General features: G+C 60.7%; 18 protein-coding genes and 1 pseudogene. 14 read left to right on the top strand and 5 right to left on the bottom strand.

Features of this window, described 5'->3' with window-relative positions:
* Positions 1-14 precede the first annotated feature (14 nt).
* From QZR14_RS12430 to QZR14_RS12375, 12 genes are all read left to right on the top strand, one after another.
* On the top strand, positions 15-1,607 hold the full coding sequence (locus QZR14_RS12430) for a GumC family protein (RefSeq protein ID WP_311996707.1): 1,593 nt from the start codon (positions 15-17) through the stop codon (positions 1,605-1,607).
* The gene (locus QZR14_RS12425; RefSeq protein WP_311996706.1) at positions 1,604-2,695 is read left to right on the top strand and encodes a glycosyltransferase family 4 protein; all 1,092 of its coding nucleotides are present in this window, start codon (positions 1,604-1,606) and stop codon (positions 2,693-2,695) included. The genes QZR14_RS12430 and QZR14_RS12425 overlap by 4 nt, the downstream gene beginning before the upstream one ends.
* A complete protein-coding gene (locus QZR14_RS12420) occupies positions 2,692-4,062 on the top strand; it encodes an O-antigen ligase family protein (RefSeq protein WP_311996705.1) in 1,371 nt (456 codons plus the stop codon). Before QZR14_RS12425 ends, QZR14_RS12420 begins: the two co-directional genes overlap by 4 nt.
* The gene (locus QZR14_RS12415) at positions 4,059-5,027 is read left to right on the top strand and encodes a glycosyltransferase (RefSeq protein WP_311996704.1); all 969 of its coding nucleotides are present in this window, start codon (positions 4,059-4,061) and stop codon (positions 5,025-5,027) included. The genes QZR14_RS12420 and QZR14_RS12415 overlap by 4 nt, the downstream gene beginning before the upstream one ends.
* On the top strand, positions 5,020-6,156 hold the full coding sequence (locus QZR14_RS12410; RefSeq protein WP_250606852.1) for a glycosyltransferase: 1,137 nt from the start codon (positions 5,020-5,022) through the stop codon (positions 6,154-6,156). The genes QZR14_RS12415 and QZR14_RS12410 overlap by 8 nt, the downstream gene beginning before the upstream one ends.
* 13 nt (positions 6,157-6,169) lie before the next feature.
* On the top strand, positions 6,170-7,171 hold the full coding sequence (locus QZR14_RS12405; protein ID WP_311996703.1) for a polysaccharide deacetylase family protein: 1,002 nt from the start codon (positions 6,170-6,172) through the stop codon (positions 7,169-7,171).
* Positions 7,168-8,475 carry a lipopolysaccharide biosynthesis protein gene (locus QZR14_RS12400; RefSeq protein ID WP_250606854.1) on the top strand — a complete coding sequence of 436 codons (1,308 nt, stop codon included), beginning with the start codon at positions 7,168-7,170 and terminating at the stop codon, positions 8,473-8,475. Before QZR14_RS12405 ends, QZR14_RS12400 begins: the two co-directional genes overlap by 4 nt.
* Positions 8,472-10,394 carry a hypothetical protein gene (locus tag QZR14_RS12395; protein ID WP_311996702.1) on the top strand — a complete coding sequence of 641 codons (1,923 nt, stop codon included), beginning with the start codon at positions 8,472-8,474 and terminating at the stop codon, positions 10,392-10,394. Before QZR14_RS12400 ends, QZR14_RS12395 begins: the two co-directional genes overlap by 4 nt.
* 68 nt (positions 10,395-10,462) lie before the next feature.
* Positions 10,463-11,152, top strand: a complete 690-nt coding sequence (locus QZR14_RS12390; RefSeq protein ID WP_311996722.1) for an N-acetyltransferase — start codon at positions 10,463-10,465, stop codon at positions 11,150-11,152.
* A gap of 4 nt (positions 11,153-11,156) precedes the next feature.
* Entirely contained in the window at positions 11,157-12,341 is a 1,185-nt protein-coding gene (locus QZR14_RS12385) for a GNAT family N-acetyltransferase (protein ID WP_311996701.1), read from the top strand.
* Positions 12,313-13,104, top strand: a complete 792-nt coding sequence (locus QZR14_RS12380; protein ID WP_311996700.1) for a ChbG/HpnK family deacetylase — start codon at positions 12,313-12,315, stop codon at positions 13,102-13,104. Before QZR14_RS12385 ends, QZR14_RS12380 begins: the two co-directional genes overlap by 29 nt.
* 114 nt (positions 13,105-13,218) lie before the next feature.
* On the top strand, positions 13,219-13,911 hold the full coding sequence (locus QZR14_RS12375; RefSeq protein WP_311996699.1) for an N-acetyltransferase: 693 nt from the start codon (positions 13,219-13,221) through the stop codon (positions 13,909-13,911).
* A 153-nt stretch (positions 13,912-14,064) separates the two neighbouring features.
* Here QZR14_RS12375 and QZR14_RS12370 read toward each other — a convergent pair whose 3' ends face one another.
* Entirely contained in the window at positions 14,065-14,862 is a 798-nt protein-coding gene (locus QZR14_RS12370) for a class I SAM-dependent methyltransferase (protein WP_311996698.1), read from the bottom strand.
* A gap of 319 nt (positions 14,863-15,181) precedes the next feature.
* On the opposite strand from QZR14_RS12370, the pseudogene QZR14_RS12365 reads away from it, so the two are divergent.
* Positions 15,182-15,319 (top strand): annotated as a pseudogene (locus tag QZR14_RS12365) (addiction module antidote protein); the annotation flags it as partial.
* A gap of 102 nt (positions 15,320-15,421) precedes the next feature.
* The gene (locus tag QZR14_RS12360; protein WP_311996697.1) at positions 15,422-15,769 is read left to right on the top strand and encodes a hypothetical protein; all 348 of its coding nucleotides are present in this window, start codon (positions 15,422-15,424) and stop codon (positions 15,767-15,769) included.
* Between the two features lie 115 nt (positions 15,770-15,884).
* On the opposite strand, the gene QZR14_RS12355 is transcribed toward QZR14_RS12360, so the two are convergent.
* The 4 genes from QZR14_RS12355 to QZR14_RS12340 all read right to left on the bottom strand — a co-directional run bounded on the left by QZR14_RS12355 (position 15,885) and on the right by QZR14_RS12340 (position 22,779).
* A complete protein-coding gene (locus tag QZR14_RS12355; protein ID WP_311996696.1) occupies positions 15,885-17,315 on the bottom strand; it encodes a sigma-54-dependent transcriptional regulator in 1,431 nt (476 codons plus the stop codon).
* The gene (locus tag QZR14_RS12350; protein ID WP_311996695.1) at positions 17,284-18,777 is read right to left on the bottom strand and encodes a sensor histidine kinase; all 1,494 of its coding nucleotides are present in this window, start codon (positions 18,775-18,777) and stop codon (positions 17,284-17,286) included. Before QZR14_RS12350 ends, QZR14_RS12355 begins: the two co-directional genes overlap by 32 nt.
* A gap of 94 nt (positions 18,778-18,871) precedes the next feature.
* Entirely contained in the window at positions 18,872-19,975 is a 1,104-nt protein-coding gene (locus tag QZR14_RS12345; protein WP_311996694.1) for an SCO family protein, read from the bottom strand.
* Positions 19,972-22,779, bottom strand: a complete 2,808-nt coding sequence (locus QZR14_RS12340) for a multicopper oxidase domain-containing protein (RefSeq protein ID WP_250606864.1) — start codon at positions 22,777-22,779, stop codon at positions 19,972-19,974. Before QZR14_RS12340 ends, QZR14_RS12345 begins: the two co-directional genes overlap by 4 nt.
* Positions 22,780-22,833: the final 54 nt, after the last annotated feature.

The raw sequence follows: 22,833 nt of genomic DNA, 5'->3' as shown, positions 1-22,833 counted from the left end.
CTCAGGTGACCGACATGAATCCAAAGGAAAACTACCTGCATGAGTTCTTCAGGATCTTCTTCGCCAACAAGCAACTGGTGAAACGGGTCTTCCTGATCTTTGCAGTCATCGCCCTGCTCCTGCCGCTGGTGCTCAAACAGAGCTTCGATATCACCGCGCAGGTGATCGTGCAGTCGAAAAAACTCTCCCAGGGTGACGCCACCACGTCGCTCACGGTGGACAACGCCACGTTCATTCCGCCGTCGCTGGCGGATATGGAAACGGAAAGCAACATCCTCCGTTCGCCGGCACTGATCCGCCAGACCATCAGCGAACTGCGCGATAAAGGTGAATACACACCTTCGCCGGGCATCTTCAGCAAACTGGTGGCCGAGCCGTTCAAGCGCTACATCAGCTCGCCGCTGCGTCAGTACGTGATCAACCCGGTGCGCAACGTGCTCGGACTGGAAACCGATCCGGTGCGTGACACCGCGCTCGACGCCTTCACCCAGCAAGCCATCGACAGCCTGAAAATCGAGACGTTGCCCGGTTCCAACGTGATCTCGATCGTCTACAGCTTCCCCGATCCGCACCAAGGCACGACGTTTGTCGCAGCCTTGCTGCAGAACTATCTTGTCAGCCGTCAGGCCTTGCAGTCGATCGACCTCCCGCAGTCCTTCTACGAGTCGAAGAAGCACCTCTATCAAGTGCGCCTCGATGGCCTGGAAGGTAACCGTCAGGCATTGCTGGAAAGCGTCGGCTCGTCGGATCCGAAAGAAGAAATCACCTTCCGCCTCAACGCGATCAACACCGAAGAGCAAGCCCTGAACCTGTATCAGGATCGCCTGTTGCAGAGCCAGCGCTGGCTCGAATACCTGAAAACCGCGATGGCGGCGGCCACCAACAGCAAGCTCAACGACTACACCTTCCCATTCACCTTCACCACCACCGTCGACAACGTGGCGTTCGAGGATCGGGAAATCAAACAGATGGGCGAGCAACTGACCACTCAGGTCAGCCGCTACATGAATGACCTGGCGGTGTTCCAGCCCGGCAGCGAACCGATGCTGCTGACCCGCGAGCAGATCGCCCGCACCCGTCAGCAGTTCCTCAAAGTGGTGAGCAACCGCATCCAGGAACGCACCGCCGATCTGGCCGTGGTCAAGCAGGTGATCGAGCAGAAAACCGCGCGCATTGCCGAGTTCAAGAACCGCATCCACGAGTTGCAGCAGACCCAAAGCAAGCTGCGGCAGATGGACACCGAAATCGATGCGCTGCATGCCGCGTTCTCGACCTACGCCCAGCGTTTCGCCGAAAGCAGCACCACCGGCGCGCTCAACGACGATCTGTCCAATGCCCGGGTGCTCAGCCCGCCGTTCGAACCGACCGAAGCGGCGTTCCCGAAACCGGGCCTGATCATTCCGTTCGGTTTGTTCACCGGGTTGCTGCTGGCGATTGCTCTGGTCTACGTACGTGAGTTCTTCGATCATCGCTTCAAACACCCGGCGCAAATCAGCCACGAACTGGGTCTGCCGGTGCTGTTGGTGATCAACGACCAGAACGCGCTGCCGAGCAATCCGCACAAGAACTGGACAGTGCCAAGCTTCCTGCACTGGGTGCGCAATTGAGCACCGCATCCTCCCCGACTGCCGCGCTGCCGATCATTCATTTGCTCAGCAGCGGCGGCTTCTATGGGGCCGAGCGCATGTTGCTGGATCATTGTCTGGCGACGCCGGGGCAGCATCAGGTGCTGTTTCTCGACGCGCCGCCAGAACTGATCCAACGCTTTCGCGCGGCCGGGGTCGACTGTCGCGGTTGTGCCGGGCTTGGGGAGTTGCTGCGCCACTTGCGTCAGCGTCGCGGGGACAAACCGCTGATCAATACGCACAACTTCAAAGGGCTGTTGTTCGGTTGGGTCAGCGCAACCCTGTTGCGCCTGCCGCTGGTGATCACCCAGCACGGTTTCACGCCGCGCAGTCGCAAGCAGAAGTTCTACACCTGGCTGAGCCTGCAACTGTGCCGCACGGCGTCGGTGGACCGGGTGGTATGCGTGGCGGAAAGCATCGCCACGCTGCACCGTCAGGCCAGCGTACGGGCAGATAAATTGCAAGTGATCCCTAACGGTTTGCCGGCCGCTGCGTCGCTGGTGCCGGACGCGGATCGGCAACGCTGGCTGGCTGGTTATGTCGGCCGGTTGAGCAGCGAGAAAGGCCCGGATCTGTTTCTCGATGCCTTGATCCCCCTGTGTCATCAGCATCCGCAACTGGATGCGGTGATGCTCGGCGATGGCCCGGAACGCGAGGCGTTGCAGGCGCGGATCGACAACGCCGGTTTGTCGCAACGCATCCGTTTGCCCGGTTACCAGATCGCCATGCAACCGTGGTGGCAGCAACTCGATGCGCTGGTGATCAGCTCGCGCACCGAAGGGACACCAATGATTTTGCTCGAAGCAATGCAGGCCGGGGTGCCGGTGGTGGCGTTCGGCGTTGGCGGCATTCCCGATGTGCTCGAACACCGGCACAACGGCTTACTCGCCACACCGGCCGACTGCGCCGCCCTCGCACGTCAGCTCGACACGTTGCTGAGCGAGCCGAAACTGGCCCGACAACTGCGCGACAACGCAAAACGCACGCAACAGGATCGCTACGACCTCAAGGCTTTGGCCGAACGCTGGTCGCAGCTGTACATCCGCACTGCACGGGAGGCACGCGTATGATTTTCCCGCTCTCGATCGTCAGTCTGCTCGGTCTGGTCTGCATCGGTTTGCTGGCCAGCCCTTATCCGTTTCTGGCGCCGGGGGCGGTGCTGGGCCTGGTGGGTTTTGCGGTGTTGTACCGCAAACCGACCTGGGGCCTGCTCGGCATTGCCGCACTGGTGCCGTTCGAAGGTTTTTTCAAGGACACGTCGTTCTCCGGCAGCAAGCTGATCGGTGCTTCGCTGGCGGTGATCCTGATGCTGCAACTGGCGTTGCACCAGATTCCCTCGGAGCGCCTGCGCAGTAATATCTGGCGCTACCTCGTGTGGTTCATGGTTCTGTACTTTCTGAGCCTGCTCAATACCGATGACCTGGGCATGTCGCTCGGCCATCTGCGCGAACTGAGCGTCGGTTTGATCCTGTTTGTCATCACCTTGCTGATCGGCCGTGAGCTGAACCTTGACCTGTTCGCCCGCCTCGTCACCCTCGCCGTCAGCACCACCTGTGCGATGGCGATGTTCTCGGCCAAATTCCAGGATCAGGGGCGCGCCGCCGGTCTGCTCGAAGACCCCAACGCGTTCGCCATGCTGATAGCCTTTGCCATTCCGATGGGGCTGCTACTGGTGATCCGCAGCCCGAACCTGCTGCACCGGTTGTTCTGGGGCGGTTGCTGTCTGCTGCTGTTGGGCGGCATGACCAAAACCGAATCGCGCTCCGGTCTGGTGGTATTGGCGCTGAGCCTGCTGATCGGCTGCTGGCATTACCGCACGCAACTGACACGGATTCGCCCTCGGCATCTGGGCTTCGCCATGCTCGGCGCGGCGATCGTGATTCCGCTGGCGATCTACGCAATGCCGGCCGGTTATATGGCGCGCATCCAGTCCCTGAGTATCCTCAGCGCCGGTTCCAAGGCTCAGGACGAATCCCTCGGCCGCCGCGCTTCGTACATCGTGGTTGGCAGCCAGATGATCCGCGAGAACCCGCTGCTCGGCTCCGGTCCCGGCACCTTCCCGCTGCACTACGCAACCACCGGTTACGCCAAGGCGTTTTCGGCCAACCGCAAGATCGGCGACCTCTATCGCCGGGCGCACAACACGTATCTGGAAATATTCAGTGAACTTGGCGTGCCTGCCGGGCTGTTGTTCGTCGGTATGCTCGGCCTCGGCCTGTATAACCTGATCCGCGCACGGGCGGCGTGGATGCTGCGTCGCGAATGGCATCAGGCCGACATGATGACCCACCTCGGTGTGAGCTTTCTGTCGCTGACGCTGTTCCTGATGTTCCTCAGTGCACCGAACCAGAAATACGTGTGGATCATGCTTGCCATGACCAGCGTCCTGCGCCTGAAAGCCGAGCAGGCGCCACTGACCACGGAGGCCAGGGCATGAGTCGCATCAGTATCGTCATTCCGATGTTCAACGAGGCCCGGCACATTGGCCGCACCTTGCTCGCCGCGCAAAAAGCGGCACACGCGGCCAATGTCGAGTGCGAACTGATTGTGGTCGACAACGGCTCGAGCGATCAGGGTCCGCAGATCGCCCGCCAGTTCGGCGCGCAGGTGTTGGTGCTGCCGGGGTTATTGATCGGCGCGTTGCGCAATCGCGGCACGGCCGTCGCCACGGGTGAATGGCTGGCGTTTATCGATGCCGACATTGAACTGCCGGAGAGCTGGCTCAAGCCGTTATTCGACATTGAAGGCAGCGGCCAGGCCGATGTCTTCGGCCTTGATCTGCACACTCCTACCGAAGCGCCGTGGTACGCCACCGCCTGGCAACGCCGCACCTTGCGCGTGTCGTCGCAGACCTCACACGTCGTTGACTGGCTGCCCAGTGCCAACCTGCTGATGCGCCGACGCTGGTTCGACAAGGTCGGCGGTTTCAACGAAAGCCTGCGCACCGGCGAGGACAAGGAATTCACCCTGCGCCTGCACGAACAGGGTGCGCGGTTGCTGTCGATCAATGACAACGTCGCCCTGCACTGGGGTTACGAAATGAACTGGCGCGAGTGGATGGGTAAGGAACTGTGGCGTCAGGGCAGCCATCTGCAATTGCTGCGCACCCACGGTTTCAGCCTTCGCCTGCTGCGTTTTCCGATGCTGTCGCTGCTGGTGTGGTTGCTGGATTTTCTGGCGATTTCAGCGCTGCTCGACGGCTTTCCGCATCACGCGATCATCATGGTCAGCCTGACATTGCTGCCAGGGCTGGTGCTCAGCCTGCGCCAAAGCTTCAAACATCGGAACATCGGTCTGACCCTGCAACTGTGGGGCCTGCACTGGGTGCGTCTGCACCTGGCCGGGGCCGCGTTCATTTTGAGTCTGTGTCATTGGAACGCCAGGAGGCCTGCCCGTGGCTGAATTCATTTTCTGGATGTGCCTGTTGCTGCCGGTCTACGCCTACGTGGGCTACCCGCTGCTATTAACGATCGTGGCGCCACTGTTTCCAGCCTGGCGGCACACGCCAGCACCGCCGTTGAACGTCAGCATCGTGATTGCCGCGCACAACGAGGCGCGGCACATCGAGCACAAATTGCGCACGCTGCTGGCCCAGGATTATCAGCCGGCCTCTCTGCAGATCATTCTGGCCAGTGACGGTTCGACCGATGACACCGTGGCCTGTGCGCACAAAATCGTTGACCCGCGCATCACCGTGCTCGACCTGCCACGTCAAGGCAAAGCGGCGACGCTGAATGCCGGCGTGGCGCTGAGTACCGGTGACATTCTGGTGTTCACCGATGCCGACAACCAATGGTCGCGCGAAACCCTCGGCTACTTGCTTGCGCCGCTGAATGATCCGCAAGTCGGCGGCTGTGCCGGGCACATGGTGATTCCGGTCACCGGCGGCGGGTTGAGCGTTGGCGACAGCCTCTATCGGCATTACGAAGGCTGGCTGCGCCGCGTGGAAAACCGCACCGGCTGCATGGTTTCCGCCGACGGCGCCCTGCTCGCCCTGCGTCGCGAGTTGTTCCAGAACGTGCCGGCCGAGGTCAATGACGATTTCTTTATCAGCACCTGCGCGCCGGTGGCGCACAAACGCATCGTTTACGTGCCGCAAGCGCAAGTGATCGACCACGGGGTCGATGAGGCGGACAAGCAGTTCCGCCGCCGTCAGCGCGTCACCGTCGGCGGTCTGCAAAGCCTCGCCCAGCGCCGCGAACTGCTCAATCCGCTGAAATATGGCCTGTATTCGATCGCGTTGATCAGCCACAAACTGATCCGCCGTCTCGCGCCGATCCTGTTGCTGCCGTTGTTGCTGAGCAATTTCTGGCTGTGGGACGACCATGGTTTCTATCGCCTGGCCTTGATAGCGCAGTTGTTCGGCTACGCCATCGCGATCGCCGGCCTGCTCGATTCGCAACACCGCTTGCCCAAGCCCTTTCGCCTCGCCGCGTTTCTGCTGGTCACCCTCGCCGGAATGAGTCTCGGCCTGTGGCAGTTCCTGCGCGGTCAGCGGTATGCCCAGTGGAATCCTGAACAGAACCGTTAAGAGGACTGAAGCCATGGCGATCAAACAATTATTCAAACGCACCAGTGGCTGGCTCTATCTCAACTCGTCCATGGGCCGCAACCAGCTGCACGGCGCCGGGGTGATTCTGATGCTGCACCGGGTGCTGTCGAACGACCGCGCCGCCGATCTGCCGCACCGCAACGAACTGTGCGTCGGGCCGAAAGCTTTCGAGCATTTGCTGGTATGGCTGCGCAAACATTTCGATTGCGTACCGCTGATGGAAATCCTCCAGCCCAACTCGCTGCGCACAGAGCGCCCACGGGTGGCGCTGACCTTCGATGACGGTTGGCGCGACAACGCGGTCAACGCCTTCCCGTTGCTGCAGAAACATCAGGTGCCGGCGAGCATTTTCCTCTCAACCGATTTCATCGGCAGCCGTCAGCGCTTCTGGTGGGAAAGCCTCGGCGAAACCCTGTGGGGCAGCCACGGCGACAAGGCGCGGATGCATTTGATCGAATGTCTGCACGCCATGCGTCACCCGTTGCCGGTGCTGCTGGATGACATCGATGTCGAGCGCCGCAGCCTGGCGCTGCTGCATTACCTGCAAGGGCTGAAGTCGATTGACCCGCAGGAGCTGGAGCGCCTGACCGATGAGTGTCCGCAAGACTCGCTACCGCAAGCGCTGGACTGGCATCAGGTGCGCGCACTCGAGGCTTCCGGGCTGGTGCGTTTCGGCCCCCACGGCGCCAGTCACGCGATCCTCACTGGCTTGGACGATGTGCGCCTGAGCGAAGAAATCAGCCGCAGTCGCGATGCCCTGCACAACGGCTGCAACCGCCCCCTGCCGGTGTATTGCTACCCCAATGGCGACAACGATGAGCGCGTGCGCGAACAGATTGCCAATCATGATTACCCTTTCGCGCTCGGCACCGGCACCGGTATTTATCGCGGCGAAGGTGATCCGCTGAACCTGCCACGTTTCGGCGTCAGTCAGCGCAGCGCGCGCAATCCAGAACTGCTGTCGTGGCGGATCTATCGCGGGGCACGGCCATGAGCCGAAGCAACTACATCAAGCATCTAGCGCTGAGCATGGGCACCAAGCTGGCGATGATCGCCCTGCGTTTGCTGCGCAATGTGCTGCTGGCGCGGATTCTCGGACCCAGTGAGCGCGGGCTGTTTGCGTTGCTCAGCACCCTGCCGGACTTGATCAGCGCGGCGACCAGCGGCGGCTTGAATTCGGCGGTGGGTTATCAGGCTGCCAAGCAACGGCCGATGGGCTTGCTGCTCAGTCAGGTGTTGGTGTTCGGCTGTTTACTCGCAGCGTTGTTGACCTTGCTGGTGGTGGCGCTGGTGCGTGAGTTTGGCAGTGAACTGGATGTGACGATGCAGCTCGGTTTGCTTGCCTGGTTGTTGCTGCTGGCGGTGCCGCTGACCGTACTGAAAAGTGGCTTGCTAACGCTGCACAACGCCTCCGGTGGCGTGGTCGCGTTCAACGCCTTGCGTCTGGTCGAGTCGTTGGCTCCGCTGTTGCTGTTTCTCGCATTGTTCTGGATGTGGCAAAGCGCCGCCCTCGAAGCGGCGCTGATCAGTTGGCTGGCCGGTATCAGTCTGGTGGTGCTGGTCGGTTGGGTCTGGCTCAAACGTGCGCAACCGTTACAGTTGCAATGGGACCGCGCCAGCCAGAAAGAACTGCTGCGCTACAGTGCGCGCAGTCATCCGGATTTGCTGTTCCAGCAAGTGATTCTGCGCTCGGATTACCTGTTTATCGGCGCCCTGCTCGGCAGTACCGCGCTCGGTCATTACGCGATGGCCAGTGCTGCCGCCGAACTGCTGCTGATCGTCCCGGAAGCGGTCACCACACCGCTGATGAAACGTCTGCTGCAGCAAGACGAAGGCATGGACAAGGTCACACCGCTGGCCCTGCGCCTGACCGCCACGGTGATGCTCGGCGCGTGCCTGACCATGGCGGTGATTGGCGAATGGCTGATCGTCACCTTGTTTGGTGCGGTGTACCAACCGGCGTATCCGGCGCTGCTGGCATTGCTGCCGGGGCTGTTGGGCCTGTGCTACGCGAGTATCTTGCGCCTGGATCTGCTCGGCAAGAATCGTCCCGGCACGGTGTCGTTACTGATGGGCCTGGGTGCGCTGCTCAATCTGGCATTGAACCTGGTGATGATTCCCGCCTACGGCATCGTCGGCGCAGCGGCGGCGTCGTCGATTGCCTATCTGGCAGTGACTGTGGCGATGCTGGTGCTTTACTGCCGTTTGAGCGGCGTGCCGTTCTGGCAAACGCTGATCATCTTGCCCCGCGACTTCACGCCGATGTGGCTGATGTTGCAACGCCGGAAAACCGCATGAAAGGCCTGGCCATGCTGCTCGGTCTCGGCCTGTCGCTGGACGCCTTTGCCGCGTCCATGCGTTGGGGCGAGATCCGCGACGGCAGTCTGTATCTGCAAGCCGATCGCTCGGATACGGTGACTGTGCGCTGGACGCCGGCGTGGCAGGCCGATGCCAACGAAGAACATCTGTACCTGCTCGACGGTAAAGGCAAACTGGCGGGCGATCGGTTCATCACGGCCAGCGAAATTCGCGGCAGTCAGAGCTGGCCATTGCTGCCCGGCGCGAGCAGTTATCGGCTGGAAATTCCCGGCTACAGCTTTCGCAATTATCGCGTCGAACATGACGAGCGCACGGTCGCTTTATTCGCCCCAGCGAAAGTGCATTTCAGCGTCGACACCCGCAATGGCGACGAGTTGTATTTCAAAGTCGCGCCGGGTGAACACGCGGTGCTGGCCGGCAAGTTTCATGGCGGCGTCAGCGGCTTGCAGGCGCAGCGGGTCAGTGATGAGCAGCAACTGACGCTGGCGCTGAAACCCTATCGTGCCTATTGGCAGTTCGATCAGGTTGCCCTGCCGGTCAGCGAGCGCGAGCAAGTCTGGCGCTTGCTTCTGCAAGGCAGCGGCAAGGCAGCTTTCTGGCTCGATGGCACGGCCAATCTTTTCGCCCAGACACCACAGCAATTGAAACCGCTGCGTGAAGACGCTGGCCAGACGCGTCTGGTGTTGCACGACAAAGTCCTCGGACGCACGCCGGATCTTGGTATCGCCCTGCCCTACGTGATGCCGCCGCCCGCCAGTCATGCCGCGCTGGATGCGCTGAAACCGACGGCGGCGAGTTACTACAGTTTTGTCGACGTGACGGCGAAGAATCCGCAGTTCGAAGATGCTTTCCGTCAGGTGTATCAGGAGCGTTTCGGCATCAGGCAGGACATCACCCTGCTGGCCGGCAGTCAGCGCCAGGCCGATCTGCGCGCCGATGTGCAAAGCAACGGTGGGCTTGATGCGTGGCTGGCCGGCACCCGCGCGCTCGGTGGCAAAGGCACGCACTACATCGGTTTTGCCGACGAGCCGAACCTCAACTACTCCAGTTACGCGCAGTATCAGGCGATTTTCGCCAGCATGGCCCGCCAGGTGCTCAGTGATCCGGAGAATGCCAAGGCTGGCGTACGCATTGCCATGCCGGCCAGTTCGCGACTGGTCAACGGGCCATTCGCCAATAACGCGGCGGACAAGCGCGGCATCGATTGGGCACGGCGTCTGCTCAGCGAATCGGGCGATCAGGTCGACGCGCTGGCGTGGCACGAATGGATGATCCGCGATTTGCTCGCCACCCGCGTGTATCGCGACAGCGTGCGGCGCGCGGCCGAGCTGGTCGGCTTCGACGATAAGGGTCAGCCACGCAAGGCCTTGCTGCTCGACCAGACCAACCTGTCCAGCGGGTCCAGCCTCAGCCCCTACGATCAGGAAACCCACTACGCTTCGCTGTGGTGGGCGTCGGTGGTGATCAACGCCTCGCAGGACGGTTTGCTGAGCATGCTCAACTGGTTCCAGGCGGCCGATGAACCGCAGTATCCCAAGGGCATGCTGCGCGTCTCGGCGGATGAGCAACGCTTCGAATTGAAACCGGTGGGCCTGGCCCAGCAATTCATAGCCCAACACTGGCTGCATCGGGTGCTGTGGCTCGAGAACGATGCCTTTGAAGTCGATGTGCTGGCGATGGCCGGCGACGATCAGCGCGGCCTGCTTGGGGTAAACAAAGGCAACCGGCTACAACATGTGGACCTGGCCGGTGCCAAGTGCCCGCTGAACAACGGCGCCCTGCGCTACTTCGGTGCCGACAACCGCAGCCGCGACGCGCCGTTTGCCTGCGAGAACGGGCGCGTGCGTTTCGAGCTGCCGGGGCAGACCCTCTTCTCCCTTAGCTGGAGCGCTTCATGAACCGTCCGTTGATGTTCAGCCGCGCAGGCCTGTGGCCGCGCGATGCCTCGTCATCAGGAGTGAACACCATGAACATGCTCAATAAACTGACTGGACACCTGCGGCAGAAAGGACTCACTGCCACCGTCAAGAAGGCATGGAAGCACTACATCTTTTCCCATCAGGAACTGCTGTGGATGGAGCGCGACCTCGTCAGCCCGGTACCGCCACACAGTCTCAAGCCCTACCCGCTGCTGCGGGTGGTGAAGATCACGGCGGACAACGCCAGCGCCTTCGCCCGCTACTTCGGCGATCGCGTCGGCACCATGGCCGAACTCGCCAATGAGGGTCACACCGGGCACATGCACCTGGACGATCAGGGCGACGCGGTGGCGTTTATCTGGGGCAGTTCGCGGGACTATTTCGACCGGCACTATTACGGCTGCCTGTTCCCGGTGAAACCCGGCGAGTTCTTCGAGTTCGGCGGCGAACTGACCCGCGCCTATTGGGGCACCGAACTGTCGGTGGATCTGCAACTGGAGCTGTGGAAAGCCATGGCTGCGCAAGGCTGCGACAAGGTTGTCGACGTCTGCGAGTTCCACAATATCCCGGCGCTCAAACTGCACCTGCGCATGGGCTACACCGAGCAAAACCGAATCATGAATGTGTACACCCTGTTCGGTCGCTGGCGTTTCTATCGCGAAAGCCGTTACAGCGGTTCGCGTCTGGAAGCGCTGCGCAAACCTTCCCGTCCACCCGTAACAGCAACGGCGACCTGAGCCTATGGTGACGCGATTTGAATGGCGCACTTCATTGTGCGCCGCCAATTTCCCGGAAGCAGCCTATGAAACGCTGCGCCTGCGGGTGACGGATCACACGCCGTTCAACCACCTTGGTTGGTTGTGCGCGGCCGAGCAGGCCCTTGGCGAGAGTGAGCATTTGCACATCCTGCTGGGGTGGGAGGCGGACGAATTGCGTCTGTGCCTGCCATTGGTGGCGAGTCACGAGCGCTTTGCCGGTGTGCCCTTTCGGGTGTTGCATCACTTGGGTTATCCGCTGGCGGATCGCTTGGCGCTGTTGTCTTTGCTTGGCGGCGAAGACATGCGCAAAGCCTTGCTACTGATTCGTCAACGAGTGCCCCATGCGCTGCTGCAACTCAATGAATTGTCCGAAACTACCGGTGAAGAAAGCACGCTGACCGAATGGATTGCGCGCAGCTCCACCGGTGAGCGACGCTTGAGTTGTCGGGTGCCGGTGCATCTGATCAGCGAGGCGGATCATCAGGAAGTCTCCGGCGATCCGCGTTACAAGCTGCGCCGGGCGCGAAAACGGATTGCCGCGTGCGGTGCCGAAGTGCGGCGGATCATTCCCGATGCGCTGAGCATGGGGCCGCTGCTGCAGGTCATCAGCGAAGTCGAAGCGGTGAGCTGGAAAGGTGATGAAGGTGTGGGGATTTTCGCCGGCGAACGCAGCCGCCAGTTGATCGAACGTGCCTTCACTGCCCTCGCCGGCCAAGGCCTGGTGCGGGTGGTGACGCTGGAACTGAACGGCCGCTGCATCAGCTATCGCCTCGGCCTGCTCGAACAGGGTCGGCTCTACGATTACAACCTCGCGTTCCTGCCGCAATACGCCGATCTGGGCAGCGGCCGGGTGTTGCTGGAGGAATGGATTCGCTGGGGCCTGGACGACAACTGGCGCTGGATCGATGCCTCGCGGGTCAGTCTGGAAAACTCCAGCCATCAATTGCACGAACGCATGACCGGACAACTGGAGCACTGGCGCTGGAGTTTTTATTCCTGGCGCCCGAGTGGCCTCCTCCTCGGTCTGGGTTTGCGTCTGTGGCATCGACTCAAACCGCATGTGCAAGCATGGCGGGCACGACGTGCCGAGCCAGCGAAACCACCACTGAAACCTGTCGCGATCACCACGGAGGGCGAACATGCCTCGCCAAGTCATAGTCAACGCTGACGATTTCGGCCTCAGCCCGAACGAAAATTCGGTGATCTTCGCCGCGTTTCAGGCTGGGGTCATCAGTTCTGCCACGGCGATGGCCAACATGCCGGCGTTTGAAGCGGCGTGTGCCATGGCGCGGCATGCGACCCTGCAAGGCCGGGTGGGCCTGCACTTCAACCTGACTTACGGACGACCGCTGAGCCAGGCAATTCTGGCCCGCCGTACTTTCTGCGATGACTTCGGCGTGTTCGACCTCAGCCTGCCGCGCCACAGTTTCTGGCTGGGCCGCGAGGATCGCGAGGCGGTGCGCGAAGAGTTGCAGGCGCAGTGGCAGGGCTGCGTCGATCACGGCCTGCGTCCCAGCCACATCGATTCGCATCAGCACGTGCACAACATCTGGCCGATCGGCGAGATCGTCGCGCGATTTGCCGCGCATCAAGGGGTGCCGATTCGGTTGGCGCGCAATCTGGGGCAAAACCTCAATCTGCCCAAGCGCGTGTTCAAGGGTTTGCTCAATTGGCGTTTGCAGCGTCTGGCGGGGGTTACCGCTGACTATGTGTGCACGCCGATAGACCTGCGCAACGATAGCGCGCCGACCGACGGCGTGCTGGAAATCGTCGCCCACCCGACGCAACTCGGCGCCGACTTTGGTGACGCCTATCTCAATCCGGATGAGTCCCTGAGCCGCGTACTAGAGCAGCGGCTGATGGGCATCGCTCGGGTTTCATACGCTGATCTGAACAAGGATTTTCTACGCGGTGCCACGGCGCTCGATTGACTTACATACCTTGCAATACTTTCCAAGATGGCACTTTGAAATGAATTGGCAAGGCTGATCTATACCCACAAAAGCACCATCCACAACACCCGGGCTTCGGCCACGGAGGGCAGTATGAGCATCATCGAAAAACTACAAGAACGCATCCGGCAAAAAGGCCTCGGCCGCACCTTCGGCACGTTGTGGAAACGCTACGTGTTCTTCCACTGGGAGCTGCTGTGGATGGAGCGCGACCTGGTCAGCCCGGTGCCGCCGCACAAGCTGCGGCCTTACGACGGATTGCGCAAAGTCGACATCACGCCGGAGAACGCCATTGCCTTCGCCAAGCATTTTGGTGACCGCGTGGAGACCATGGCGGAGCTGGCGACCGAGGGCCACACCGGGCACATGTACCTCGATGCTGACGGGCATGCGGTCGGGTTTATCTGGGGCAGCATTCGTGATTATCACGACCGCCACTATTACGGCTGCACCTTCCCGGTCAAACCCGGTGAGTTCTTTGAGTTTGGCGGTGAGATGACCCGCGCTTATTTCGGCAGCAGCCTGTCCGTGGATGTGCAGGTGGCGCTGTGGGAAGCCATGGCAGCGCAGGGCTGCGACAAGGTGGTGGACGTGTGCGAGACGCACAATATTCCGGCGCTGAAGCTGCATATCCGCATGGGTTATCACGAGCAGGGGCGTGTGATGCACGTGTATTGCCTGTTTGGCCGCTGGAAGTTTTTCCGGGAAACACGCTATGACGGGTCACGGCTGGAGCCGCTGCGTAAACCGGGGCGGCCGGTGGTGAGCGCGGCGGCGCAGGCTTGATCCAGTTCTGAGATGTGTGGCGTGTTTAAGGCCGCCATCGCTGGCAAGCCAGCTCCCACAGGGTTTTGCGGTGTACCGCTTATTTGTGTACGACACAAAATCCTGTGGGAGCTGGCTTGCCAGCGATGAGGCCAGTGGCAGCAACGATAAATATCAGGCCTTGGTGGCGATGAGGGTAAAACACATCGGCATCTGCGCCTCTCGATTCAGATACCGGTCATACACCTCTTCCCGATTCGAATGCGGGTATTCCTTGAAGTGCGCAATGTTCAGCCCCGCCGCAATGGCACCACTGAAAATCGCCCCCAGCGTATGCACAAACCAATACGACTTCGCCGCCGGCTGCTCAACCTTGCCGACATAGACAATCGGCTCTTCCTGCACAAACGGCTCAGCGCGGAAGTAGGAACTGGCGAGGCGATACGGATCTTCCGCATCCGGATCAACCATTTCCAGGAACGGATGGGTTTCGTAGATCACCAGTTTGCCGCCCGGTTTCAGCGTCGAGGCGACGTGGCGGAAAAACTCGCCGATGTCCGGCATCCAGTTCAAAACACCAATGGTGATCAGCGCCACATCGAAGCGGTTCTGCAAGGACGCCGGCAAATGATGGATATCGCTTTCGATGAACTCGGCGTTGTGCGGTGAACGCTGGTTCAGCTCGCGCGCCTGATCGAGAAACGCCGTCGATTGATCGACACCGACCACGCTTCTGGCACCGAGCGCAAACAGAGAGAGACTCTCACGGCCGTTGTTGCAGCCCAGTTGAATCACATCCTTACCGTCGACCTCCAGCAACCCGCTCAAGGTCTCATCGAGGCAGGAGAAATCCGCCTGCGCGACCTCGCCGAGCAAGGCCTGCCAGTCAGGCGAATCCTGATGATGGCGGGCGGAATCGTTCCACGCCTGTCGATTACTCTCGATGGCGGTTTTATTGTTGGGCACTTCCATGGCGCACTCCGGACGATGCTCGTGATTGAGCGGATCCGAGTCTAGATCAGCTCTTCAATTGCGGTTGTTGCAAACTTGTAAGCCAATTCGTGTAGGAGCTACCGCAGGCTGCGATCTTTTGATCTTGTTTTTAAAGACCAAGATCAAAAGATCGCAGCCTGCGGTAGCTCCTACATATCTGAGTGTTCATGCCTACAAGTGTCGGCAAATTATCAAAACAGATAGAGGACACGGCTGACTATTCAACTCTGCTCACATGGATATCCTCACAAAGCGCAGACATCCGACGCGCACAAAAAATGGCTAAGGAGGTTTAACCATGAGCCAGACGTTAACGATTTTCGACGTGGCAGCATTGCTGAACAGTGACGAAGCCATCAGCGAATACCTGTCCCAGGTTCTTGCAGACGGGGATAACGAAGAGTTTCTTCGCGCAATCGGCTATGCGCTCAAGGCCTGTGCACAACCGGGGCATGCGTGCGATCAATCACCCGTCTGTTTGAATGTCGGGCAGCTATAGTTAATAGCCTTGGGGAAAACCGCACTCGCAGGTGCCGCCATGCATATGCTCGATCGGCTGTTGTTGACCGGCTGTCTGCTCGCTGCCACTCAGGCGCAAGCGCTGGACAGCAATTTCAATTATTACGGGCCCAACCAGCCCTTCGCCCACCCTGCTCCGTATTCACTGAGTTCCACACCGCCCAAGCCTTACGACGATACGGCGCCGCAGGATTTTGTGGTGCTTCCGGGTGACCATGAATTCTACGATTCGCAGTTGCCGACCGTGGCGGATGCGACGGTGCGGGTGTTTATCCGCACGTACGATGCCGAGCGCGGGATTTATGTGAATGACGAGGTGCTGGATCCGAGTTGTGTGCTGGAGTGTTTGAGCCGACAACAACACTGAATACCGAACGCCTACTGTAGGAGCTGCCGCAGGCTGCGATCTTTTGATCTTGATCTTAAAACAAGATCAAAAGATCGCAGCCTGCGGCAGCTCCTACATTTATTGTGTACGGCCGCTACCACTGCCGTTTATCCGGCCGGGCGAGGCCGAGTTTTTCGATGCGATAGCGCAGCATGTCGCGGCTCAGGCCCAGCAGGCGTGCAGATTTGGTGACGTTCCAGTCGGTCTTGTCGAGCATCTTGCGCACCATGTCGCGCTCGACTTCCGGCAGGTTCATCGATTCGGTGTTGCTCGCCGGCCGTGGTTCGTAGTGCATCGGTGCTTCATGAATATGCAGCGGCGGCTCGTCGACCAGGCTCATGCACACGTTGAGCTGATGCGCAGCGATGGTGTCGCTCGGCGCCAGCAGCACGGTCTGCTCAAGCATATTGCGCAGTTCGCGCACATTGCCCGGCCAGGTGTAACTGAGCAGCAGCTCTTCGGCCTGCTGACTGAAATGCAGATTCGGTTTGCCATAGCGTTTGCCGTGACTGGCGAGGAAGTGCCGGGCCAACAACAAAATATCGTCACCCCGCGCGTACAGGCGCGGCACCTTGATCGAAATGATCCGCAGACGGAAAAACAGATCACGACGGAATTTGCCCTGCTGGACCATTTGTTCAAGGTTGCAATTGGTCGCACTGATCACCCGCAGATTGACCTTGCGCTCCTTCACCGAGCCAACCCGGCGAATGGTGCGGTCTTCCAGAAGCTTCAAAAGCTTGGCCTGCAAAAGCAGATCCATCTCGCCGACCTCATCAAGAAACAGCGTGCCGCCGTCCGCCGCTTCCACCAGCCCGACACGACGATCCTTGGCATCGGTAAACGCGCCCTTCTCATGCCCGAACAGCTCTGACTCGACCAGATTCGACGGGATCGACGCGCAGTTGAATTCAATAAACGGGCCTTTGCTACGCGGCCCATCGAAATGCAGCGCACGCGCCACCAGTTCCTTGCCGGTGCCGGTCTCGCCTTCGACCAAAACCGGCGGCAGATCGGTGTTGGCCATGCGCCGCTCGGCGTCGAGCAACTGGCCGATGGTGTTTTTCAGATACTGCATCGGTGCCGAGTCGCCGATCAGCGCCTGCACCCCGGATTTCAGCGCCTCGCGTTCCTGATAGAACGACAGTGTGCGTTCCATGCGCTCGGTGGCCAGGGCCTTGTCGAGCAGCAGTTTCAGCTCCGGCAGCGCCACCGGTTTGGTGACGTAATGAAAGGCGCCCTCCTTCATCGCCACCACGGCATCTTCGACGTTGCCGTAGCCAGTCATCATGATCACTTTGAGATCCGGCGCGCTGATGCGCAGCTTCTGGATCAGGTCGTGACCACTCATGCCCGGCAGCGAGTTGTCGGTCAGCACGATGTCCGGCATGAAGGTTTCCAGTTGCCCCAACGCGTCTTCGGCCGAATGGCAGACCGTCACCTCGAAGTCCTTGCGCTCCAGGTAGGTCTGAATATTTTCGGCCAGCAGTTCGTCATCCTCGACCAGCAGAATGCTGTGTTCCATATTCCCCTCCCGATGCCACTTTGAAGTTGAGACTGACGCGGGTTCCTTCCTGCTCGCGGCTGGTCAGCACGACCGAACCTTCGAAACGCTCCATGATGCGTTTGACCAACGCCAGGCCAACCCCGAGGCCGCCCTGTTTGGTGGTGAAAAACGGTTTGAACACCAACAGTTGCTGCTGCGCGCTCATGCCCTTGCCGGTGTCACTCACGGTCAGGCGCACGCTGTCAGGCTGCGGCGATTCGAATTCGACGCTGAGCACACCGCCCTTGGGCATGGCTTCCAGGGCATTGGCAAACAGGCTATTGAGGATTTGCGTGAGCAACACCTTCTGGCTGACCACCAGCGCGCAATTCTGCGGTGTGAAGCGCACTTCGACGTTGCAGCGTTTGATCAATGCTTCGAAGGCGCCAACGGTGTCTTCGACCGCCATCACCAGGTCCACCGCCTCGCCGTCGTCGTTCATCGGCCGCAGCGACACCAGCAACTCTCGGACCCAGCGCGACATGCGATCAACCTGGCTGATGATGTCGCCGATGTTGCGTTGCGCGCCGGGGCTGGCGACTTCCTGGGCCAGTTCGGCGCTGGAACGGATGGTCGCCAGCGGATTGCGCAGGCTGTGCGCCACCGCCGAGGACATTTCGCCGAGGGCGACGAAGGTTTCGTTGCTGATCAACTGTTGCTGCTGGCTCTGCAGCAGTTGCGCCGCGCGGCGGACGATCCAGAACAACGCGAGAAAGATCGCCGCACCGCCGAAACACGTGGCGGCCCAGATCGAGGCGAATCCACGGTCGATGCGGTCGACCAGATCCGCCGGCTCCTTGTAGACCTCAACCATGGCGACGACTTTGCTTTTGTCGGCGTTGAACATCGGGATGTAGTTCTCGATGAACAGGTATTTCGGTTCGCGCAGCAACTGCTGCTCGGGTTTCTCATCGTCGATCTTGTGGTAGCTGGAGGACACTGGCACTTTCATCTCGAACGACTCGTCGAGTTCGTCGTCATCCTTGATGTGCACGCCGATAAGCTCAGCGTTGGTTGACCAGATCACCGTGCGATCCAAGGCGTACACCGTGGCCAGCAGAATGTCCGGCAGGTGTTCGACATGGTCGAGAAATTCGATACGCGCCGAAGCCTGTAACACAGGGTCGACATCAGGAAAGTTGCCGTCCTGACGCGGATCGAGCATTTCGCCCATTGTCCGCGCCGGGGTGATGCCGGCATGGCGTATTTCCGCCGCGCCGATGGCCTGAACAAATTGGGCGGTTAGCAACGCATCGCGCTCGACGCTTTCGGTGACCACGAAGCGCGTTGAGATATAGCCAAGGCCCACCGCCACGGCGGCGATGATGAAAAAACTCGCGAGCGAGAACCAGCGCAGCAAATTGAACTGTTCGCGCCAGCTCTTGCCCATTGCCGCCGGGGTGTCCGGCGCAGGTGTTTGTTGTGCTTCCAGTCGCTGCATGGGAGTGCCCTGGAGGTTTTGTATCGAGCCAGTTACTGCCATCAGTGTAGGTGGCTCTGACCGCGACACACGGTTCAATGATGCTATTTCGCCGCTACCGCATCTGACTCACCGTCGCGGCTGGATCGCCCGGTTTTACTGGCGTCAATGCACCGCCGGCGACGGCATTGGCGGACGGTTGCTGGCGCTCGGTTTCGTCGCTGAGGAAGTCGATGATCGCTTGCGCGGATGGCTCGTCGAGGCGCAGGTTGGGCATCGGAATTCGCTCGAATTGTTCGTAGAGTTGCAGGGCAATCGGGTCTTTTTCCGCGAGCAGGCGATCCGGTTCGCGGATCCAGCGATTCAGCCACTGCGGATCGCGGTTGCGGGTCACGCCGATCAGGTCCGGGCCGATGCTGCGCATGCCAAGGCCCTGGCCGTCCAGGGGGCCGAGGCTGTGGCACGAGGCGCAGCGCGTGCGGAACAGTTCTTCGCCATTGCTCGGCGGGCGAATGTCCGGGGCGTTGGCGTAACTCTCTTCGATGCTCGGCTGTTTCCAGTTCTGCAAGGTGTTGGCCAGTTGATCGGCGAGGATCCACGGATTTTCGAACGGCGAGGCTTTCATCCAGCGCCCGGTGGTCTGGTTGCCGACGATCAGGCTAAGGTTGTGATCCTTGTTGCGACCGTTGTCGACGCCTTCGATGAACAGCCCGAGTTTTTTGCGCAAGTCAGTGACGTCGGCGAATTCGCCAGTGAGAAACCTCCAGCCCGGGCCGACCTTGAAGCGCTGCGCATAGGCCTTGAGCACTTCGGGGGTGTCGCTGAGTGGGTCGATGCTGATCGAGTAGAAGAAAATGTCCTGGCCGACCCGATCACCGAGCAGTTTCTGCACCTGGCGCAGGCGCGCGGTTTCCAGTGGGCAAGAGTCGCTGCACGAGGTGAAGATGAAATTGATCACCACCACTTTGTCTTTGATCAGATCATCGAAAAAATGCACCTGCCGACCGTCCTGATCGGTCAGCAGGGTGTTGGGGAAATAGTCGCTACCCCACGGGGTGGCAGATTCGCTGGCAGCTGCCGCTGCGTCGACGCCCGCCTGGTGTGCCAGCAGCACACGGCTGCCGAGCACGCAGGCCACCAGCACCAGCACCAGGTGCATACCCAGCGCCCGGGAGCGCGGGGTATGCAGCGGTTGGCTGTCACCGTGGCGGTGGTTCATGGCTTGACCACCACTTGTGGGCCCATGCCGTCACCGTTGCGGAAGGTAGGCAGCGCGGCGGAGTTGACGTAGCGCACGCCGTCCCAGCTTGGCAGAGGCGTCGGCATCAACTGCAGTTGCCCGGGTTTCTCAAGGTCCCAACGCAGCAGCATCGAGTTGTCTTCGTGCTGGGTGTTGTGACAATGCTCCATGTACGTCCCGGCGAATTCGCGGAAGTTGATCGCCATCTCGACGCTGTCCAGCCCATCGATTTCCGAACCGATGCGATAGACGTCCTTGCGCGCCCATTTTTCCCATTCCGGCGGTGCCTTGCCGCCGCGACTGAGGATGATCCCCTCTTCGAAGTGCACGTGCACCGGATGGCTCCAGCCCTTGCCGCCGGCCTTGATGTTCCATACCTCCAGCGTACCGAACCCGGTGACACCGGCATCGGTCGGGCCGCTGGACAATTGAGTCGAGGCGTTCAGGCGCCGTGGGTCCATGTGGTAGCCGAAACCGCCATCGGTCTTGACCGTCCACGGCGCCTCATCGGTGCCGTCGGTACGGCCAAAGGTGAAGGTGCGGTGACGGGCCTTGGCCAGCAGTGCCTTGTCGGCAGCATTGTCGCGATGGATCTTCAGCGGGATCATCACCAGCCCTTCAGCCTTGCCCGGTTTGGCCGGTTCGTAAGCCGCCGGGTTCATCGCCAGATCCTGACCGGTGTAGGCCTTGACGTTGAGCTGCAAGACCTTGCCCACCGCCGGGTCCCCTCTGTCCCACTGCGGACCGTTGCTGGTCTGCTTGATGACCGGCAGGTATTTCTCCGAGAGCACGTCCGCCAGCGGGATCACTTCTTTCGGGCCTTTGCCGTCGTCCTGCGCCTGCAGGTTGAGGAAAAACAGTTTGTCGCCGGGCTTGATGCCGTTTTTTGCGAAGTTGACGATGATGTCGAAACGCTCAGCGATGCCCTGGGTCGGCAGGATCGCGTTGTGGTTCTGTTTATCGCCATCGGCGTCGAGGTCCATGCTGCCGTCGAACGGCACGCTGTGTTCCATGATGTTGCCGTCGTTGGCGATCATGTGGAACGGCACGCGGCTGTACGTCACACCGGAGTTTTTCGGCCCTTGGAATTCACCGCCACTGCCTTTGATCTCCCGCACCAGCGCCAGTTTGAAGTAGCGCGACACCGAGCCGTTGAGGATGCGAAAGCGATAGCTGCGTGCGCGCACGTCGAGGGCCGGTTTCCACTGCCAGTTGACCAGCACCTGATCGCCGATGAAGCCGTCGGTATTGAACGGGTTGAACCACAATTGGCCTTGTTGATCCCAGGCCTTGTCGGCAAACACCAGGTTGACGTCATAGTCGCGGTTACCCCACGGCAAGGCGCTGCCGCTGGGGAAGCGCAGGTTGACGCCGTCGTTGACCGACTCGTTGCCGCGATCCAGCGCGCTGTAATAGTTCATCATCGCCGCGTTGCCCTTGTAGACGTTCTGCGCGGTGAAATCGAGCATGTGGTCGTGGAACCAGTGGGTGCTCATGGTTTCGCGCCAGTCGCCCCGGATCTTGATGGTGCCGTTATCACAGGTCTTCTTCGCCGGAGCCATGTCATTGACCCACAGGGTTTCACCCGGCGCGCAGGGGAACGCAGCGCGTGGGTCTTCGGCTTTGGTGTTGATGCTGTCGTAACCGGCGAGCTGGATCGGCCAGCGATAATCGTAGTACTGGCCGGGGAAGAAGAACGCGTTGGCATAACCGTCGCTTTCTGCCGGCGCGTGACCGTTGTGCTCGTGGGTGCTGATGGTGTGCAGACCGAAACCACGGTTGGCCGACGGGTCGATCGGTAAGCCGTTGTAGTGCCGCATCATCACCGGTTGGCCGTAGCGCACCATTAACAGTTTTGGCGGCAGCGTGCCGTCGAAGGTCCACACCGCGTTGTGGTTTTGCACGGGCATGTTCGGGTGGAAGCGCGGGTCGACGCCTTTGGCGGTGCCATCGGTCGCCGGTACGCCGGCGACGTTGTGGTACAGACCGCCGGGGCCGAATTCGCCCATGGCGTAGCCGTGCATTTGTCGGCTGTCACGCAGGCCGCCGTTGAGGCGCGCACCGGTCTGCACGGTTTTGTAGGCGACTTGCGGGTAGAACTCGTTCCAGCGCTGATGCGACCAGCCTTTTCCAGGTGGCCGTCCTTCCGCGGAGGAGCCGATGTGACGGTTGAGGAACACTTCAATCTGCGCCTGCCACGGGTTGCGGTCGACCACGTTGGAAAACTGACTGGGAAACGGCGTCAGCCCCGGTTGGCGCAAGAACGCATCCAGCGCTGTGCCGGGTGGCGCGCTGCGGGCGATGTTGTTCGGGTCCTGCGCAGGTGCCGGGCCAATCGCGGCGGGCGGAAAGGGCAATGGCGCTGCCGGTGTGGTCGGGTCGAGTTTTTCCGGGCCGAATTCCTCGAACAGCAGTAACTGCTGGCTGAACGGCTGTGCGCCATAAAGCGGGCTGGGTTTGCCATTGGTGGGGTAGTTGAAACTGGTCTGCACGGTGGGCGGCAGAACGTTTTCCGTGCGGGTCGAGTCCCGTGTGCCTTTGACCCCGTCGGGCAGGTCGAAGGAATCTTCGTTGGCCTCGGGCATGCTCAGGATGGCGTTGAGTGCGGTCGGTTCATCCGCCGGCTCGTCGTAGTACGCCGACGGGTCGGAGGTTTCTGGCTGGCGCTCGTCATCGATCGGACTGGCATGAACGCCGGCCATGGTGCCGAGGGTCAACATCAGAAAGACGCTCAGTGGCGTCAACCGGAAGGTATTGCTTGGGTCACGCGTTGCTCTGTCCATCACCAGCCGCCTCATCAAGGAAGGGGTGATGGTGTTTTGCAACTAGTGCGCCAA

The sequence above is a fragment of the Pseudomonas sp. rhizo66 genome (assembly GCF_031931925.1).
Taxonomy (GTDB): domain Bacteria; phylum Pseudomonadota; class Gammaproteobacteria; order Pseudomonadales; family Pseudomonadaceae; genus Aquipseudomonas.
This window is presented reverse-complemented; position numbering and strand designations above follow the sequence as displayed.